At 70.0% G+C, this 17,716-nt stretch carries 12 protein-coding genes; 7 read left to right on the top strand and 5 right to left on the bottom strand.

The window, feature by feature from the left end:
• The first annotated feature begins 14 nt into the window (after window positions 1–14).
• Genes DA1_RS10240 through DA1_RS10230 form a run of 3 tightly spaced genes read left to right on the top strand, consistent with a single transcriptional unit; the run spans window position 15 to window position 4,155 of the window.
• Window positions 15–773, top strand: a complete 759-nt coding sequence (locus tag DA1_RS10240; RefSeq protein ID WP_034397115.1) for a LamB/YcsF family protein — start codon at window positions 15–17, stop codon at window positions 771–773.
• 9 nt (window positions 774–782) lie between these two features.
• Window positions 783–2,378, top strand: coding sequence for a 5-oxoprolinase subunit B/C family protein (locus DA1_RS10235; RefSeq protein WP_034397113.1), 1,596 nt, complete (start codon window positions 783–785; stop codon window positions 2,376–2,378).
• A gap of 49 nt (window positions 2,379–2,427) precedes the next feature.
• The gene (locus tag DA1_RS10230; RefSeq protein ID WP_034397112.1) at window positions 2,428–4,155 is read left to right on the top strand and encodes an acetyl/propionyl/methylcrotonyl-CoA carboxylase subunit alpha; all 1,728 of its coding nucleotides are present in this window, start codon (window positions 2,428–2,430) and stop codon (window positions 4,153–4,155) included.
• A 408-nt stretch (window positions 4,156–4,563) separates the two neighbouring features.
• On the opposite strand, the gene DA1_RS10225 is transcribed toward DA1_RS10230, so the two are convergent.
• Both DA1_RS10225 and DA1_RS10220 read right to left on the bottom strand, forming a co-directional pair.
• Window positions 4,564–4,833 carry a hypothetical protein gene (locus DA1_RS10225; RefSeq protein ID WP_034397110.1) on the bottom strand — a complete coding sequence of 90 codons (270 nt, stop codon included), beginning with the start codon at window positions 4,831–4,833 and terminating at the stop codon, window positions 4,564–4,566.
• 579 nt (window positions 4,834–5,412) lie between these two features.
• Window positions 5,413–7,323: a bifunctional metallophosphatase/5'-nucleotidase gene (locus DA1_RS10220; RefSeq protein WP_034397109.1), complete on the bottom strand. Its 1,911-nt coding sequence runs from the start codon at window positions 7,321–7,323 to the stop codon at window positions 5,413–5,415.
• A 148-nt stretch (window positions 7,324–7,471) separates the two neighbouring features.
• On the opposite strand from DA1_RS10220, the gene DA1_RS10215 reads away from it, so the two are divergent.
• On the top strand, window positions 7,472–9,991 hold the full coding sequence (locus DA1_RS10215) for a heavy metal translocating P-type ATPase (RefSeq protein ID WP_034397108.1): 2,520 nt from the start codon (window positions 7,472–7,474) through the stop codon (window positions 9,989–9,991).
• Window positions 9,992–10,004: 13 nt separating this feature from the next.
• Here DA1_RS10215 and DA1_RS10210 read toward each other — a convergent pair whose 3' ends face one another.
• The 3 genes from DA1_RS10210 to DA1_RS31040 all read right to left on the bottom strand — a co-directional run bounded on the left by DA1_RS10210 (window position 10,005) and on the right by DA1_RS31040 (window position 11,990).
• A complete protein-coding gene (locus DA1_RS10210) occupies window positions 10,005–10,709 on the bottom strand; it encodes a riboflavin synthase (RefSeq protein WP_012207520.1) in 705 nt (234 codons plus the stop codon).
• A 100-nt stretch (window positions 10,710–10,809) separates the two neighbouring features.
• Complete coding sequence (locus DA1_RS10205; RefSeq protein WP_034398989.1) at window positions 10,810–11,685, bottom strand: hypothetical protein; 876 nt, start codon at window positions 11,683–11,685, stop codon at window positions 10,810–10,812.
• Window positions 11,686–11,840: 155 nt separating this feature from the next.
• A complete protein-coding gene (locus tag DA1_RS31040; protein ID WP_013800628.1) occupies window positions 11,841–11,990 on the bottom strand; it encodes a hypothetical protein in 150 nt (49 codons plus the stop codon).
• Window positions 11,991–12,186: 196 nt separating this feature from the next.
• Here DA1_RS31040 and DA1_RS10200 point away from each other — a divergent pair, with 196 nt between their 5' ends.
• From DA1_RS10200 to DA1_RS10190, 3 genes are read left to right on the top strand one after another with little or no spacing between them, the layout of a single operon-like run.
• Window positions 12,187–12,870, top strand: a complete 684-nt coding sequence (locus tag DA1_RS10200; RefSeq protein ID WP_034397107.1) for a DUF2760 domain-containing protein — start codon at window positions 12,187–12,189, stop codon at window positions 12,868–12,870.
• A gap of 2 nt (window positions 12,871–12,872) precedes the next feature.
• Window positions 12,873–14,738, top strand: coding sequence for an Hsp70 family protein (locus DA1_RS10195; protein ID WP_034397105.1), 1,866 nt, complete (start codon window positions 12,873–12,875; stop codon window positions 14,736–14,738).
• Window positions 14,739–14,796: 58 nt separating this feature from the next.
• Window positions 14,797–17,649, top strand: a complete 2,853-nt coding sequence (locus DA1_RS10190; RefSeq protein WP_174549380.1) for an Hsp70 family protein — start codon at window positions 14,797–14,799, stop codon at window positions 17,647–17,649.
• The last annotated feature ends 67 nt before the right edge of the window (window positions 17,650–17,716 follow it).

The raw sequence follows: 17,716 nt of genomic DNA, 5'->3' as shown, positions 1-17,716 counted from the left end.
GCGAGGAGAGAACGATGAAAATTGACCTGAACAGTGATCTTGGCGAGAGCCTGGGTGGATGGCGCATGGGCGACGATGCCGCCATGCTCGATATCGTCAGCAGCGCCAACGTGGCCTGCGGATTCCATGCCGGCGATCCGGCAGGCATCCTGGAGACGCTCAAGGCCGCCCGCGCGCGCGGCGCCATCGTCGGCGCCCATGTGTCCTATCCCGACCTCGTCGGCTTCGGCCGGCGCAACATGGATGTGGCCAGCGCCGACCTGGTGGCCGGCGTCATCTACCAGATCGGTGCGCTGCAGGGCCTGGCCCGCGTGGCCGGCACCGAGGTGCGCTACGTCAAGCCGCACGGCGCGCTCTACAACACCATCGCCCACGACAGGCGCCAGGCCACCGATGTGATCACCGCCATGCGCGCCATCGACCCCAGCCTGGTGCTGGTGGCGCTGGCCGGCTCGCCGCTGATCGACTGGGCGCGCGATGCGGGCCTGACCGTGGTGGCCGAGGCCTTTGCCGACCGCGGCTACACGCCCGAGGGCACCCTGGTCTCGCGCCGCGATCCGGGCGCCGTGCTGCACGATGTGGACCAGATCGCCGCGCGCATGCTGTCCCTGGTGCGCGACGGCGTGGTCGAGGCCGTCGATGGCAGCCTGGTGCGCATTGCCGCCGACTCCATCTGCGTGCACGGCGACAGCCCCGGTGCCGTGGCCATTGCACGCCACCTGCGCGAACGTTTCGAGCAGGAGGGCGTGCGCATTTCCTCCTTCGTGGGCTGAGGGCACACCATGCGTTTTCTACCCGTCAACCGGCAGGCCCTGATGGTGGAGCTGGCCGATCTCGATGAAACCCTGGCCCTGCTGGGCTCGCTGCAGCGCGAGCCCATCGATGGCGTGCAGGAGCTGGTGCCGGCCGCGCGCACCGTGCTCGTGCAGTTCGCTCCCGCCAGGCTGGGCGTGGCCGAGCTGGTGCGCCGCATTGCCGCGCGCGACCTGGGCCAGCGTGCGGAGCGCAGCAATGTGCTGGTCGAGATTCCCGTGCACTACGACGGCGAGGACCTGGCCGACGTGGCGCAGCTGCTGGGCATCACGCCCGAGGAAGTCGTGCGCCGCCACACGGGCAGCGAGTACGCCGTGGCCTTCACGGGCTTCGCGCCCGGCTTTGCCTACCTCAGCGGGGGCGATCCGATCTTCAACGTGCCGCGCCGCACCACGCCGCGCACGCGCGTGCCGGCCGGCTCGGTGGCGCTGGGCGGCACGTTCAGCGCCGTCTATCCCCAGGCCAGCCCGGGCGGCTGGCAACTGATAGGCCGCACCTCGGCCCGCATGTGGGACCTGGCGCGCGAGCTGCCCGCGCTGCTGCAGCCCGGCTACCGCGTGCGCTTTGTCGATGCGGCCGGCATGGCCCAGGTGGATGAGGCGCCCGCGCCCGCCGTGGCGCAGGCCGCGCCGCATGAAGGCAACGCGCTGCGCGTCAAGGCCACGGGCCTGATGACGCTGTTCCAGGACCGGGGCCGCCTGGGCCAGGCCGGGCAGGGCGTCTCGGCCTCGGGCGCCATGGACCAGGCAGCCTTCAAGGCTGCCAACCGCCTGGTCGGCAATGCCAGCGACCTGGCCGTGCTGGAGACCGTGGGCGGTGGCCTGTCGCTGCAAAGCCAGGGCGAGACGGTGGTCGCCATCACGGGTGCCGATGCGCCCCTGACCGTGACCACCGGGTCCGGCCAGCGTTGGAGCGTGCCGCGCTACCAGGCCGTGGCCCTGGCCGATGGCGACCAGTTGACCGTGGGCCAGCCCGTGGCCGGTGCGCGCTGCTATGTGGCCGTGCGCGGCGGCTTTGCCGTCACGCCCGTGCTGGGCAGCGCCTGCACCGACACCCTGGCGAATGTCGGCCCAGCCGCCCTGGCCGTGGGCCAGGTCCTGCCCGTTCGGCCTGCGGACCGCAAGGCCGTGGCCGCACCCGAGCTGCCGCCCGAGTCCCTGCCCACCACCGGGCAGGACGTGGTGCTGGACGTGGAGCTGGGCCCGCGTACCGACTGGTTCATGCCCGAGGCCGTGGCCCTGCTGGCAGCGCAGCGCTGGCAGGTCACGCCGCAATCGAACCGCGTGGGCCTGCGCGTGGCGGGCGAGCAGCCCCTGGCGCGCGCCGTGGCCGGCGAACTGCCCAGCGAAGGCACGCCGCTGGGCGCCATCCAGGTGCCCCCCAGCGGCCAGCCCGTGCTGTTCCTGGCCGACCATCCGCTGACGGGCGGCTATCCCGTCATCGGCTGCGTGGCGCCGCACCACCTGGATCTGGCCGGCCAGATTCCCGTGGGCGCCTGGATCCGCTTCAACCCCATCCGCGCTTTCGAGGAATACACCCCCGGCGCGCAAGGCTCCAAGAACTGAACGCGGGGAGCGCCCGGTGGCGCCTGCCCGCAACTGAAAGAAGCTGATCATGAAAAAAGTCCTGATTGCCAACCGTGGCGAGATCGCCGTCCGCATCGCCCGCGCCTGCGCCGACTACGGCGTGAAATCCGTGGCCGTCTACGCCGATGCCGATATCGACGCCCTGCACGTGCGCATGGCCGACGAGGCCTATGGCCTGGACGGCGAGCGCCCGGCCGACACCTACCTGAACATCGCCAAGCTCATCGCCATCGCGCACAAGAGCGGCGCCGACGCCGTGCACCCCGGCTACGGCTTCCTGTCCGAAAGCGAAGCCTTTGCGCGCGCCGTGCTGGATGCGGGCCTGCGCTGGATCGGCCCCACGCCCGAGACCATCGCCAAGCTGGGCGACAAGGTCGAGGCGCGCAAGATCGCCCTGCAGGTCGGCGCTCCCCTGGTGGCCGGCACGCCCGACCCCGTCAAGGATGCCGGCGAAGTGCTGGCCTTTGCCCAGCAGCACGGGCTGCCCATCATCATCAAGGCCGCCTTCGGCGGCGGCGGGCGCGGCATGAAGATCGCGTGGCGCATGGACGAGGTGGAGGAACTCTTTCACTCGGCCGTGCGCGAGGCCGTCACCGCCTTCGGCCGCGGCGAATGCTTTGTCGAGCAATTCCTGGACCGCCCCCGCCACATCGAGGCCCAGGTGCTGGCCGACACCCACGGCAACGTGGTCGTGCTGGGCACGCGCGACTGCTCGCTGCAGCGGCGCAACCAGAAGCTGGTGGAAGAGGCCCCGGCGCCCTTCCTCAGCGACGAGCAGCGCGCCCGCATCCACAGCTCCGCACGCGACATCTGCGCGGCGGCCGGCTACGTCAGCGCGGGCACGGTGGAATTCCTGTTGAGCCAGACGGGCGCCATCTCCTTCCTCGAAGTCAACACGCGCCTGCAGGTCGAGCACCCCGTGACCGAGCAGACCACGGGCGTGGACCTGGTGATCGAGCAACTGTGCGTGGCCGATGGCCTGCCCCTGTCCATCACCGAAACCCCGGCGCCGCTGGGCCACTCCATCGAATTCCGCATCAACGCCGAAGACGTGGGCCGGGGCTTCCTGCCCACGCCCGGCCCCGTGGTGCGGTTCGATCCGCCCTCGGGCCCCGGCGTGCGCCTGGACACGGGCGTGCAGACCGGCTCGGTCGTGCCCGGCAGCTTCGACTCGCTGATGGCCAAGCTCATCGTCAGCGGCGCCACGCGTGAACAGGCCCTGGCCCGCGCCCGCCGCGCGCTGGCCGAGTTCCGCATCGAAGGCCTGTCCTCCGTCCTGCCCTTCCACCGCGCCGTCATCGGCCATGCCGACTTCGTGGGCAACGACGGCTTCAAGGTCCACACGCGCTGGATCGAATCCGACTTCGCCGAACCCCTGGCCGCCGCCGTGCGCGCCGAGCCGCTGCCCGACGCCAGCCTGGTGCGCTGCGCGGTCGAGATCGACGGGCGACGGGTGTCGCTGGGCCTGCCTGCGGTGCTGCTGCAGGGGCTGGCATCGGCTGGCGGGGGTGTGGCTGCCGCGCCGGCTGCCGAATCTGCAGTGGACCCCGCTGCCGTCACCTCACCCATTGCAGGGAATCTGCATGCGTGGAAGGTGGCCGATGGCGACACCGTTCAGGAGGGCGATGTGATTGCCGTCATGGAGGCCATGAAGATGGAGATGCAGGTGACTGCGCATCGCAGTGGGGTGGTGGCTTTGGTGGCTGAGGCGGGGAAGGCGCAGGTGTTGGGGGCTGTGATTGCTCGGATTGGCTGATTTCTGGTTGACCTGTTTTTGATTCTGTTGTGCCTCTGGTGGCAGGAGCCGGGTTTCGGCCCGGCGGCCGACCCGCTTTCTTGTCGCGCGACAAGAAAGCGGGGCAAAGAAGCGCGCCCCGAACTGCCCACGACCCTTCGCTTCGCTGCGGGCGACCTGCGTTGGGCGGGATGCGGGGTGTGCCGCAGAACTCGCTGCGCGCTGGCGCGCTTCGCTCAAACAACTGCGGCAAGTCAGATGACGAAGCAAGCCTGTCCTTCGGCAGGCTTGCCACCCCGCATCCCGCCCAACGCAGGCGTGGGCAGAAGGGGGGAGGCTGGGGAACAGCCAAAAATACAAACAGCCAGAAATACAAACAGCCGATGCGCATTGGTGCGCTCGGCTGTTTTCATGGAGTTGGGTGCGGCGTCAGGGTTCGGGCCTGGCGGTGTTGCGCAGGACGTGGATTTCGTCGTCCATGGAGGTGGCCAGCCGCTCGGCGCTGTGCTGGATGGAGCGCAGGGCGTTGATCACCACATCCGGATCGCGCAGGCCCTCGGGCGTTTTCAGCCATGACTGCGCGAGTTGGGACAGGGCCGAAACCTCGTTGCAGCCTGACTGAACCATGGTGTTCATCTCTGCGATGGCCATGTTCAACTGCGTTGTCCTGGCGTTGTTGGATCGGACTTCCTGCTTCATGGCCTGGCCTTCCGTGTGCAGGGGGCCAGGGTCAAATGCGCTGTGTGCATGGTTCGGTGCTCCTTTGAGAGACTTGAAGCCACCCGTTCACGTTTTGAAGCGCGAAGAAGGTGGACGGGATGTTCAAAACACGCTCAAAGACGTGCGGACGCCCTTACGGGTAGCCCCATCCCGCCCGTAACCGTAGGGACGTGGGCAGGCGCCCACAGTCCAGTGATCCAGACGTGACAAGGCCTCGTTGACGGGGAGGCCGCACCGCTTTGAGAAAAGGTGTTTTGAAGCACCAGCCCCGGTACAAGGGGCCGCTCGGAATGATAGAGGCTTTGAAAGAAAAGCGAGGCCAAAGCCCCAGGCCGAGCACAGCGACGGCCCGAAAAAACTCCCCCGCAACCGCCACGACGCAGGTTGCCCCGCAGCGAAGCGAAGGGGTCGCGGACATCCGGGTCGCCTTTTCTTGGCCTACGTTCTTTCGGCCGGCGTACCGGTGGCGAAGCAAAAGAAGGTAGGTGGGCCGCCGGGCCGAGACCCGGCCTCGAAAAACACCCCCCCGGCAGGGTCTCAAAAAAGAGCGTGAACTAATCAGCGCCCACCCTGAAAACTACGCGTGCTGTACAGATCCATCGGCAGCCGCGACAGCAGCGGCAGACCAGACACCGCATCCACCGGCTGCCTCTCGATGTAGTTGAAGAACACATCGGAATCGAGCACACCAATGTCCAGACGGCGCGCATCAGGCACGGCCGCCAGCGTCTTGTAGCCATCGCCACCCGTGGCATTGAAGCTCAGCACGAACAGCTTGTACGTGCGCGCCGTATCCAGCGGCTTCCACGTCTTGCTCGCGTTGTCGTACACCTCGATGCCCGACACACGCTGGCCGGCCGCCGCTGCCGCATTCACGTCAAAGCGCAGGCCGCCCGTGTAGGGGTAGGGGCCGGTCGTGCCGCTGGGGCCGTACACGGCCTGCAGGCCGTCTTCGAGCATGCCCTTGACTTCCGTGCCGGTGATGTCCAGGCGGAACAGCTTGTTGCCGAAGGGCAGGACCTGGATGACCTGGGCGGCCGTGGTCTGGCCCAGCAGCGGGATGCGCACGCCGCCGCCGCTTTGCAGGGTGATGTCGGCGCCGCCGTAGTGGCGGTTGGCTTCTTCCAGGTAGGCCTGGGCCACGAGCTGCTGGATGTCGCCGCCGCGCACGCTCACGCTGCCTTCGGCATTGCAGGCTGCGCTGGACTGGCTGTAGTTCATGGTGCCGACGCCGCCGGGCACGCGGCGCGAGCACAGTTCCTGGGGCACGGTGGCGACCTGCTTGAGGTTGAACTGGGCGACCTTGTCCTTGAACGGCTGCAGCGCGGCCGTGGCCTTGGCCGAGGGCGTGGTCACGCGCAGCACGCCGGTGGCGGCGGCGCTGGCCTTGAGGGCGGTCTTTTGCGCATCGGTTGCGGCCTTGCCGGCGATGGTGAAGCTGTCGCCGATCAGCACATGGGGCGTGCCCGTGCACTGGGTGACGCGGCCGTCGGCGTCGAACTGGACCTTGAGGTCGCCGACGACCTGGGCGTACTCCCAGGCCTGGACCACGCAGACGGGGCTGCCGTCCTTGTCGGCCAGGCGCGTGGGGTAGGCGCCGCCCGGTGTGCCAACGCCGGTGGTGTTGAGCACGTCGGGGCCGAGCAGGGTGTGCGAGTCGCCGCCCACGACCACGTCCACGCCGCTGAGCTTGGGCACGATCTGGCGGTCGTACTCATAGCCCACATGGCTCATGACGATGATCTTGTTGATGCCCTTGGCGCGCAGCGCGTCGATTTCGCGCTGGGCCGCCGTGGCCTCGTCCTCGAAGGTGGTGTCGGCATCGGGGCTGGACGATGCCTTGGTCTTGCCCGCAATGGTCAGGCCGACGATGCCGATCTTCTGGCCGCCGCGCTCCACCACGGTGGAGGGGTTCACATAGCCGGGCGCCTTGGCCGCGTTCAGGGCCGAGTTGGCGCCAAAGCGCACGTTGGCGCTGAGCACGGGCGTCTTGCAGCTGCCTGTGCGCAGGCGGTCCAGGAAGGACTTGAGGCCGCTGTCGCCCTTGTCGAACTCGTGGTTGCCCAGCGTGAAGGCGTCAAAGCAGACGGTGTTCATGAGGGCGGCATCGGCCTCGCCGTCGGCGCCTGCACGGTTGAAGTACAGCGTGCCGGTGAGCGCGTCGCCGGCGTGCAGCTTGAGCACGTTGGGCGACTGCGCGGCCAGCTCCTCGATGGCCTGGGTCACGCGCGCAAAGCCTGCGGCGTCCACGGCCACGGCTTCGGCCTTGCCCGTGCCGGCGTCCAGCTGCAGGGTCTTGCTCTTGGACTCCAGCGTGGAGTGGTGATCGTTGATGTGCAGAATGCGCAGCTCCAGCGGCTGGCCTGCGGGCGTGTCGTTGCCGGAGCCGCCGCAACCGGCGATCAGGGCGGAGGCAGCCAGGGCCACGGCCAGCGGGCGCAGGGCGGGGCGATGGGAGGTCAAGGACATGAACGGGTTCTCTCTGTATCGGTTTGTCACGGCCGCCGATGCTGGGCAAGGCTGATGACACGGCGATGAAATCGCCTTGCAGGGGGCTTGACCTTGACATGGTGGCAATCTCTAAAGTGCCTGCATGCGAGAACAAAGGAGTCAGGCAATGAATGCATCGACCAAGGCCGGCATGGCCATAGACCTGCCCGTTCAGGGCATGACCTGCGCCTCCTGCGTGGGGCGTGTGGAGCGCGCGCTCAAGAAGCTGCCGGGCGTGCAGGAAGCCGTGGTCAACCTGGCCACCGAAAAGGCCAGCATCCGCTTCGAGGGCGCGGCCGACCTGCCCGCCGCCATTTCCGCCATCGAGAAGGCCGGCTACGAGGTGCCCCAGTCCAGCGTGGAACTGGAAGTGGAGGGCATGACCTGCGCCTCCTGCGTGGGCCGCGTGGAGCGGGCGCTGAAAAAGGTGGAGGGCGTGCAATCGGCCAGCGTGAACCTGGCCACCGAACGTGCAGTGGTGACGCTGGCTGGCAGTGCAGATGTGGCGGCCCTTGTCGCGGCTGTGCACAAGGCCGGGTACGAAGCGCGTCCGCTGGGCGCCAGCGCGAACCCGGCCAGTGAAGGCGGCGCTGCGCAGTCGCCGGCCGAAGACGGCACGGAGCAGCGCCAGGCGCGCGAGCGTGCGTCGCTCAAGCGCTCGCTGGTCGTGGCCACGGTGTTCGCGCTGCCGGTGTTCGTGCTGGAGATGGGCGGCCACATGGTGCCGGCCTTCCACCACTGGGTGGGGCAGGCCATCGGCACCCAGAACAGCTGGTATCTGCAGTGCCTGCTGTCGGCCATCGTGCTGTTCGGGCCGGGCCTGCGCTTTTTCCAGAAAGGCATTCCCGCGCTGCTGCGCGGCGCGCCCGACATGAATTCGCTGGTGGCCGTGGGCACCTCGGCGGCCTTTGCCTATTCGCTGGTGGCCACCTTCGTGCCGCAGTGGCTGCCGGCCGGCACGGTGAATGTGTATTACGAGGCGGCGGCCGTGATCGTGGCGCTGATCCTGCTGGGCCGCTTCATGGAGGCGCGCGCCAAGGGCAATACCTCGGAGGCCATCCGCCGCCTGGTGCGACTGCAGGCCAAGACGGCGCGCGTGCGCAAGGACGGCGCCGTGCAGGAAGTGGACATCGCCGCCGTGCGTGCGGGCGACACCATCGAGGTGCGGCCCGGCGAGCGCATTCCCGTCGATGGCGAGGTCATCGAGGGCAGCAGCTTCGTCGATGAATCCATGATCAGCGGCGAGCCCGTGCCGGTCGAGAAAACCCCGGGTGCCGAACTGGTTGGTGGCACGGTGAACCAGAACGGCGCGCTGGCCTTTCGCGCCACCAAGGTGGGCGCGGACACGCTGCTGGCGCAGATCATCCGCATGGTCGAGCAGGCCCAGGGCTCCAAGCTGCCCATACAGGCGCTGGTGGACCAGGTCACCATGTGGTTCGTGCCGGCCGTGATGGCCGTGGCCCTGCTGACCTTCGGCGCCTGGCTGGCCTGGGGGCCGTCGCCCGCACTGAGCTTTGCGCTGGTCAATGCCGTGGCCGTGCTCATCATCGCCTGCCCCTGTGCCATGGGCCTGGCCACGCCCACCTCCATCATGGTGGGCACGGGCCGGGCCGCGCAGATGGGCGTGCTGCTGCGCAAGGGCGAGGCCCTGCAGACCTTGAAAGATGCCCGCGTGGTGGCCGTGGACAAGACGGGCACGCTGACGCGAGGCCGCCCCGAACTGACCGACCTGGTGCTGGCCCCGGGCTTCGAGGGCGAGCGCAGCCGCGTGCTGGCGCTGGTGGCGGCCGTGGAAGACCGCTCCGAGCACCCGATTGCGCGCGCCATCGTGGATGCTGCCAAGGCCGAGGATCTGCCGCTGGGTGCTGTTGATCGCTTTGAATCGGTGACAGGCTTTGGCGTGCGCGCCCAGGTGGACGGCGTGCGCGTGGAGATCGGTGCCGACCGCTTCATGCGCGAATTGGGCCTGCAGGTGGACATGCTGGCAGACGAGGCCGCGCGCCTGGGCGACGAAGGCAAGACGCCGCTGTATGCCGCGGTGGACGGACGCCTGGCCGCGATGATCGCCGTGGCCGATCCCATCAAGGACAACACGCCGGCCGCCATTGCCGCGCTGCACGCCTTGGGCCTGAAGGTGGCCATGATCACCGGCGACAACCGCCGCACGGCCGAGGCCATTGCGCGGCAGCTGGGCATCGACGAGGTGGTGGCCGAGGTGCTGCCCGGCGGCAAGGTCGATGCCGTCAAGCGCCTGAAGGCCGAGCACGGCACGCTGGCCTATGTGGGCGACGGCATCAACGACGCGCCGGCCCTGGCCGAGGCCGATGTGGGCCTGGCCATCGGCACGGGCACGGACATCGCCATCGAGGCGGCCGACGTGGTGCTGATGTCGGGCGACCTGGGCGGCGTGCCCAATGCGATTGCGCTGTCCAAGGCCACCATGGCCAATATCCGGCAGAACCTGTTCTGGGCCTTTGCCTACAACGTGGCCCTGATCCCCGTGGCCGCCGGCCTGCTGTACCCCGTCAACGGCACGCTGCTGTCGCCCGTGTTCGCGGCCGGGGCCATGGCGCTGTCCAGCGTCTTCGTGCTCAGCAACGCGCTGCGCCTGCGGCGTTTCAATCCGCCGCTGGCGGCAGGGCGCTGAACGACGAAGGGCGTCAGCCGGGCAGCTTGGGGACGTCTATGAAGTCGTCCAGGCTCAGGCCCTTTTCTTTCAGCAGGGCCTCGAGCACGGGCTGCAGGCGGCCCAGGCTTTGCTGCACGGTCTCGCGCACCGTGTCCACCACGACCTGGGTGCTGCGGTCGATCTCCACATTGAGCAGGTCGCCTACGCCCTTGGACTCGAACACGGTCATGCGGCGCGTCTCGGGGATCAGCCAGACCTCGAACCAGCCGGCCTGGCGGTCCACCTCGGACACCGTGAGGCTGGCGCCGTTGATGGCGATGTAGCCCTTGGCGAACACGTAGTGGCGAAAGCCCTCGGGAATGCCGAAGCGGATGCGGTGGTTGGTGTCGCTGGAGGCCACTTCCAGCACGGGCGAGGTGAAATCCACATGGCCTGACAGCGGGTGGCCGCCGATCTCGGCGCCATCCTTTGCCGCGCGCTCCACATTGACGCGCCCGCCCACGGCATAGCCGCCCAGCGTGGTGATGTTCAGGCTTTGCAGCATCACGTCGAACGTGGCGCGCGTGGGCGAGAGGATCTCGGTCACCGTCAGGCACACGCCATCGGTGGAGACGCTGGCGCCGATGGCCAGGTCCTGGCAGAAGCCTTCGGGAAAGTCGAGGGTGAAGGTGCGCAGGCCGTTCTGGTCGCGCAGCGCGGCAATGCTTGCCACGGCCTGGATGATGCCGGTGAACACGATGTGGGATTCCTTGGAGCCGCCCGTGCGGCGGCGAAGCGGGTATTTTGCATCGCGGCGCTGCGCTGCGGGGGCGCAGGCCGGCGTGTCCCTGCGGGCATCAGGCCGGTGCCGCTGCCTCTTCCCACCAGCCGCTGAGCAGGGCTGGGGGCCGCTGCGCCGCATGCACCCAGGCACAGGACGGCCAGGCATCCTGCTGCACGTTCATGCCCGCATAGATGCCGTAGCCGGGGCCGGCCGCGATCTCGCCTTCGGCATGCAGGGTCTCGCCCGCGCGGATGCTGCAGGCCGCACGGATGTCGCCCAGCGCGCGCATGCCCCAGTCCACCTCGATGTGGCTGCCGCCTTCCACGTCGGCGCCAGCGTACAGGCCGTGGCCCAGCTCGATCAGGCCGCTGGCGCGGATGCTGCCGCCCGCGCGCAGGCCCTTGCCGCAGCGGATGGCGCCTTGCACCTCGATGTCCTGGCCGGCCTGGGCGCCGCCGGCCAGGCGCAGGTCGGCGCCGCAGCGCAGCTCCCAGCCGGCGCGCACGTCTTCGGCGCGCAGTTCCTCGTGCACGTCCACGCTCCAGGCGGCCTTGACCAGGCCCCCTGCCTGCAGCGGGCCGCTGCAGAAGATGGCGCCGCCGCTGTGCAGGTCCTGGCCGGCCTCGATGCGGCCGGCGTGGATGCCGGCGCCGGCCTGCAGCGTGCGGCCCACGGCCAGCAGGCCGGGCACGCGCAGCTCGCCATGCACGACGACGCTGCCCGAGAACACCACGGCATCGGCCTCCAGGTGATCGACCTCCAGCACGGCGTCGGTGGGGCCGAACTGGTTCATGAGCCAGCGCGCATCCTCGACGCGGCCATCGCCCACCAGGGCGTCGAGCACGCGCTGGTAGTCGTTGCCGTCATGGCGGTTGCGCACGAACCAGCGAAAGCCCGCCGCGCAGGGGCTTTTGGCACGCAGAAAGTTTTGGGAGAGTTCCATGTCCATCATCGGCTCCGGGGTCAAGGCGGCTGCGCCATGCGGCGGCGCGGCCGAAAGGGCGTGCAGGCCAGGGAGGTGCGGGGCGTGGGCCGGCAGCTCCTGGCATGCGCTTCGCATGCGGGATTCGCTGCGGGGGCCGTGCGGGAAGCTGGGGGTGGACCTCAGGCTTTCCGCACGGCGGCGGAAAGCAGGGCCGTGAAGCCGCACAGGCTGATGAAGGCCGTGGGCACGCCGTGCACGCGCTGCGGCCGCTGCGCGCGCAAGGCGGTGCAGCGGGTCGGGGCGTGGCGGAAAAGGCGTGTATGGGCCATGGACAGGGGCAGGAGCAGCCGCGATTATGCCGCGAGGCCATTTGCGCACGGGGGCATGGGGCCGTGTACAGGACGGGGCTTCGTTGCTTTGGGTAACATCACGGACCCTGCGGGCGCCCGGTGGAGAACCATCGGCGCCCGGTTGCCCTGCTGCGCGGCGATCGGCCCGGCAGGGTCCTCTCGCCAAGAGAAGCCCATGAATTCCAAGACTCCCCCCTCGTTCCTGAGCCGCATCGCCATCGCGATCGGCAGTTTCTTCGCCATCCTCGGCAACGGCCCCCTGGCCGCCGATGTGTCCCGCCTGCGCGACGGCGAGCCGCTGGCCGCCGACGTGCCGCCGCCCGCACCCAAGGAGGTGCGCGTGGAGGTGCCGGTGGACCGGATCGTCGAGGTCCGTGTCGAGGTTCCGGTCGAAAAGGTGGTCGAGAAAGTGGTTGAAAAGCGCGTCGAGGTGCCGGTCGAGAAGATCGTCGAAAAGACCATCGTGGAGCCGGCCGCACCCGCTGGCACCGCCGCCCTGCAGCTGCTGGGCCTGCTGCAGCGCGAGGCGCGCTTCGTGGACTTCGTGCAGGAAGACGTGGCCGGCTATGCCGACGCCGAGATCGGCGCCGCCGCGCGCGTGGTGCACGAGGGCTGCCGCAAGGTGCTGCGCGAGCATTTCAGCATCGCCCCCGTGCGTGCCGAGGCCGAAGGCAGCCGCGTCACGCTGGCCGCAGGCTTTGATGCCGCCGCTGTGCGCCTGACCGGCAACGTGGTCGGCCAGGCGCCGTTCACGGGCACGCTGGGCCACCGCGGCTGGCGCGTGGACGATGTGCGCCTGCCCCAGCTCACCGATCACAAGGCCGCCGCCATCGTGGCCCAGGCCGAGGTGGAGCTGTGAGCATGGACCAGTCCCGTCAATCCTCCCAGGCCCGTTTCAGCATCGGCATCGACCTGGGCACCACGCATTGCGCGCTCTCCTATGTGGACCGCCAGGCCAGCGATGGCGAGAAGGTGGAGCAGGGCGTGCTGGACATTCCCCAGCTCACCGGCCCCTCCAGCGTGGAGGCACGCCCGCTGCTGCCGTCCTTCCTCTACCTGCCGCATGAAAGCGAGCTGACTGCGGCCGACATGGCCCTGCCCTGGGGCGCCAGCCAGGACTTCGTGGTGGGCGAGTTCGCGCGATCGCGCGGCGCGGCCACGCCGATACGGCTGGTGTCCAGCGCCAAGAGCTGGCTGTGCCATCCGGGCGTGGACCGCCGCTCGCCCCTGCTGCCGGCCGATGCGCCCGAAGAGGTGCACCGCGTCTCGCCCCTGACCGCCTCCATCCGCTACCTGTCGCACCTGCGCTGGGCCTGGGAGCAGGCCCATCCCGAGGCGCCGTTCGACGCCCAGGATGTGACGGTGACCATTCCCGCCTCGTTCGACCCGGCCGCGCGCGAGCTGACGGCCGAGGCCTGCCGCGCCGCGGGCTTCCAGAAGCTCACGCTGCTGGAGGAACCCCAGGCTGCGCTGTACAGCTGGATCCAGGCCAGCGGCGGCCAGTGGCGCAAGCAGGTGCAAAGCGGCGAGATCATCCTCGTCGTGGACGTGGGCGGCGGCACCACCGACCTGTCGCTGATCGCCGTGCTGGAAAAGGACGGCGGCCTGGAACTGCAGCGCGTGGCCGTGGGCGAGCACATCCTGCTGGGCGGCGACAACATGGACCTGGCCCTGGCCTACGGCGTGGCCCGCAAGCTGGCCCAGGAGGGCAAGCAGCTCGACGCCTGGCAGACCCGCGCCCTGGCCCATGGCTGCCGCCAGGCCAAGGAGCAACTGCTTGCCGACGCCACGCTGCAGTCCGTGCCCGTGGTCGTGCCCAGCCGGGGCAGCAAGCTCATTGGCGGCAGCATCCGCACCGAGGTCACGCGTGACGAGGTGCTGCAGATGCTGGTGGAAGGCTTCTTCCCGCGCGCAGCCGTCTCCGACAAGCCCCAGACCCGCGCGCGTGCCGCGCTGACCCAGCTGGGCCTGCCCTATGCGCAGGATGCGGCCGTCACGCGCCACCTGGCGGCCTTCCTCTCGCGCCAGGCCGGCGCCACCGAGCAGATCGAAGGCCTCAAGGGCACGCAGCCCGAGGGCGCATCCTTCCTGCATCCCTCGGCCATCCTGTTCAACGGCGGCGTGCTCAAGGCGCCGCAGATCGAGCAGCGCATCCTGGAAGTCGTCAACGGCTGGCTGGCCGGCGAGGGCGCGCAACCCGCGCGCCTGCTGGATGGCGCCAACCTGGACCTGGCCGTGGCGCGCGGCGCCGCCTACTTCGGCCATGTGGCGGCTGCGGGCCGTGGCGTGCGCATCCGTGGCGGCACGGCGCAGAGCTATTACGTGGGCGTGGAAAGCAACATGCCCGCCATCCCCGGCATGGAGCCGCCCATCTCGGCCCTGTGCCTGGCGCCCTTCGGCATGGAAGAGGGCACCGAGGTGGCGCTGGACACCCAGGAATTCGGCCTGGTCGTGGGCGAGCCCGTGCGCTTGCGCTTCTTCGGTTCCTCCGTGCGCCGCGCCGACCAGGTCGGCACTGTGCTGGACTTCTGGGGCCCAGAGGAACTGGTCGAGCTGCAGGAGATCGAGGCCCACCTGCCCGCCGAAGGCCGTGCGCCCGGCGAGATCGTGCCCGTCACCCTGCATGCGCGCGTGACCGACATCGGCACGCTGGAGCTCAACGCCGTGCCCGTGGGTGGCGAAGAACGCTGGAAGGTGGAGTTCGATGTGCGGGCCGATGTAGCGTAGCCCGCCCCGGCGGCAGGCCCGGTCCGGGCCGCGCACCGTGCCCTGTATGACTGCCGATATGCCTGATACTGCCGCCCCCGCCTCCGCCACCCCCTTCGCTCCCGACGCCGCCCACATCGTGGGCATCGACCTGGGCACCAGCCACACCGTGGTGGCGCATGTGCCCGTAGGCGGCACGGCGGCCGACATCGCCTTGCTGCCCGTGGCGCAGCGCGTCTCGGCCAGCGAGGTCGCGGCCCAGGTGCTGCTGCCCTCGGCGCGCTACCAGGCGGCGCCCGGCGAACTGGGCGATGCCTGGCAGCAGCCCTGGGCGGCACTGGGCGCCGATGCGCAAGCGCCCGCCGTCAATGGCCGCTGGGCGCGTGACCTGGGCGCGGCCGTGCCGTCGCGCCTGGTGGCCAGCGCCAAGAGCTGGCTGTCGCATGCGGGCGTGGACCGCACGGCGGCCATCCTGCCCTGGGGCGCGCCCGAAGAGGTGGCCCGGCTGTCTCCGCTGCAGGCCTCGGCCAGTTACCTGGACCATGTCCGGCAGGCCTGGGACCGCACGCACCCCGGCGCGCCGCTGCGGGACCAACTGGTCGTGCTGACCGTGCCGGCCTCATTCGACGAAGGCGCGCGCGCACTGACGCTGGAGGCCGCGCAGCTGGCCGGCCTGCCTGCGGTGCAATTGCTGGAGGAACCCAAGGCCGCCTTCCACGACTGGCTGGTGCTGCAGGGCGAGCATCTGGCGGCCGAGCTGGCGCACTGCCGCCTGGTGCTGGTAGTGGATGTGGGCGGCGGCACCACCGACCTGACCCTGATCCGCGTGCAGCCCGGTGACGCTGTAGGCCTGCCCGTGCTGACACGTACGGCCGTAGGCGAGCACCTGATGCTGGGCGGCGACAACATGGACCTGGCGCTGGCCCATCGGCTGGAGCCGCAGTTCGCCCCGCCCGGCGAGCGCCTGCCCGCCGCACGGTTCGCCCAACTGGTGCAGCGCTGCCGCATGGCCAAGGAACAGTTGCTGGCCGACGATGCGCCCGAGTCCGTGGCCGTGACCCTGCTGGGCGGCGGATCGAAGCTGCTGGCGCAGACGCGCACGGCCACGCTGCGCCGCGACGAGGTGCGCGAGGCCGTGGTCGAAGGTTTCATGCCGTTGGCCGGCCTGCAGGATTTGCCCACCCGGCGCCAGGGCGCTTTGCGCGGCCTGGGGCTCCCATATCCTGCCGATGCGGCGATCACACGGCACCTGGCGCAGTTCCTCGCGCAGCACGCGGCTGGGGATTTGCCCGATGCGGTCCTGCTCAATGGCGGCGTCTTCCACGCCCATGCGCTGGCCCAGCGGCTGGTGGCGCAACTGCAGGCCTGGCGCGGCCAGCCGCTGCGCCTGCTGCACAACCCGCATCCCGACTGGGCCGTGGCACGCGGCGCGGCGGCGCATGGCCTGGCCATGCATGTCCAGAGCCGTCCGTCTGAGGATCTGCTGGAATCGGAAGATGCCCGGACTGTGCCCGCCCCGGTACCGCGCATCGGCGGTGGCTCGCCGCGCAGCTACTGGCTGGTCCTGCCTGAGAAGGCGGGTGCCGCACCACAGGGCATCTGCCTGCTGCCGCGCGGCACGGAAGAGGGCGTGCGCATCGTGCTCTCCGGCCGGCGCTTTGCGCTGCGCCTGGGCCAGGCCGTGCGCTTTTCCCTGGTGGCCAACAGCCTGGCCGCCGCGCCTGCGCAGGCCGGCCGCATCGCGGCGCTCGACGGCGAGGGCTGGGTCGAGCTGCCCGCCCTGTCCACCGTGCTGCCTGCGCCCGAGGGCCGGGACAAGGCCCAGGTCGAGGTGCAACTGCAGGCCTGCATGACCGAGGTCGGCACGCTGGAGGTGCGTTGCGTAGCCGCCGACGATGCGCAGCGCCAGTGGCTGCTGCCGTTCAGCGTGCGCGGTGCGCTGGCCGCAGATGCGCAGGACGCCGGCGATCGTTCTGCCCGGCAGGGCCGGCTGGCCGACGCCGTGGCCCTGATCGAGCGCATCTTCGGCAGCCAGGCCCAGGAGGTGACGGCCAAGGAGGTCCGCCAGCTGCGCCAGTCGCTGGAGCGACGGCTGGGCCCGCGCGAGGACTGGGACCTGCCGCTGCTGCGCGCACTGTTCGACGCCTTGCTGGCCCGCGCCAGGCGCCGCCGCCGCACGGCCGAGCACGAGCGCGTCTGGCTGAACCTGGCAGGCTGGTGCCTGCGCCCCGGCGTGGGCGCCGAGCTGGACGGCTGGCGCATGCAGCAGGTCTGGCAACTGCATGGCCAGGGCCTGGGCCATGGCGGCGAGGCGGCCAACCGCACCGAATGGTGGGTGTTCTGGCGCCGCGTGGCCGCGGGCCTGGATGAGGCCCGGCAGATGGAGCTGCTGGAAGAGGTTGCCGGCCACATGCAAAAGGCCGTGCAGCAGTCCACGCAGCGCAGCCAGGGGAAATCCGCCCATGGCAGCTACGACGACATGCTGCGCCTGTTCGCCGCCATGGAGGCCGTGCCCTGGCAGTACCGCCAGGAAATGGGCCAGTGGATGCTGCAGCGGCTGAAGCACCCTGGTGAATCTGTGCAGACCTGGTGGGCCATAGGCCGGCTGGCCGCGCGCATGCCGCTGGCGGCCAACGCCCACCGCGTCATGCCGCCCGAGGCTGCGCAGGAGTTCCTGGACGCCACCCTGGCCCAGGACTGGCGCCGCAATGAAACCGCCATGTTCGCTGCCGTGCAGATGGCCCGCATGACGGGCGACCGTGCGCTGGACCTGTCCGATGCCCAGCGCGCCCTGGTGCTGGAGCGGTTGCGCGGCGCCGGTGCACCGCAGCGCTGGATCGACCTGGTGGAACAGGTCCAGCAGATGGACGCCCAGGATGCGAAGCGCAGCTTTGGGGATAGTCTGCCGCCGGGGCTGGTGCTGGTGGGGTGAGGGCTGTTGTCCCAAGAAGAAGGCCCCGCAGTGCGGGGCCTTCTTTTTGGGGAGGCACTGCGGTGCA

It is taken from the genome of Delftia acidovorans NBRC 14950 (assembly GCF_001598795.1).
Taxonomy (GTDB): domain Bacteria; phylum Pseudomonadota; class Gammaproteobacteria; order Burkholderiales; family Burkholderiaceae_C; genus Comamonas; species Comamonas acidovorans.
Note: the sequence above shows the minus strand (reverse complement) of the source record. Positions and strands in the feature narration are given on the sequence as shown.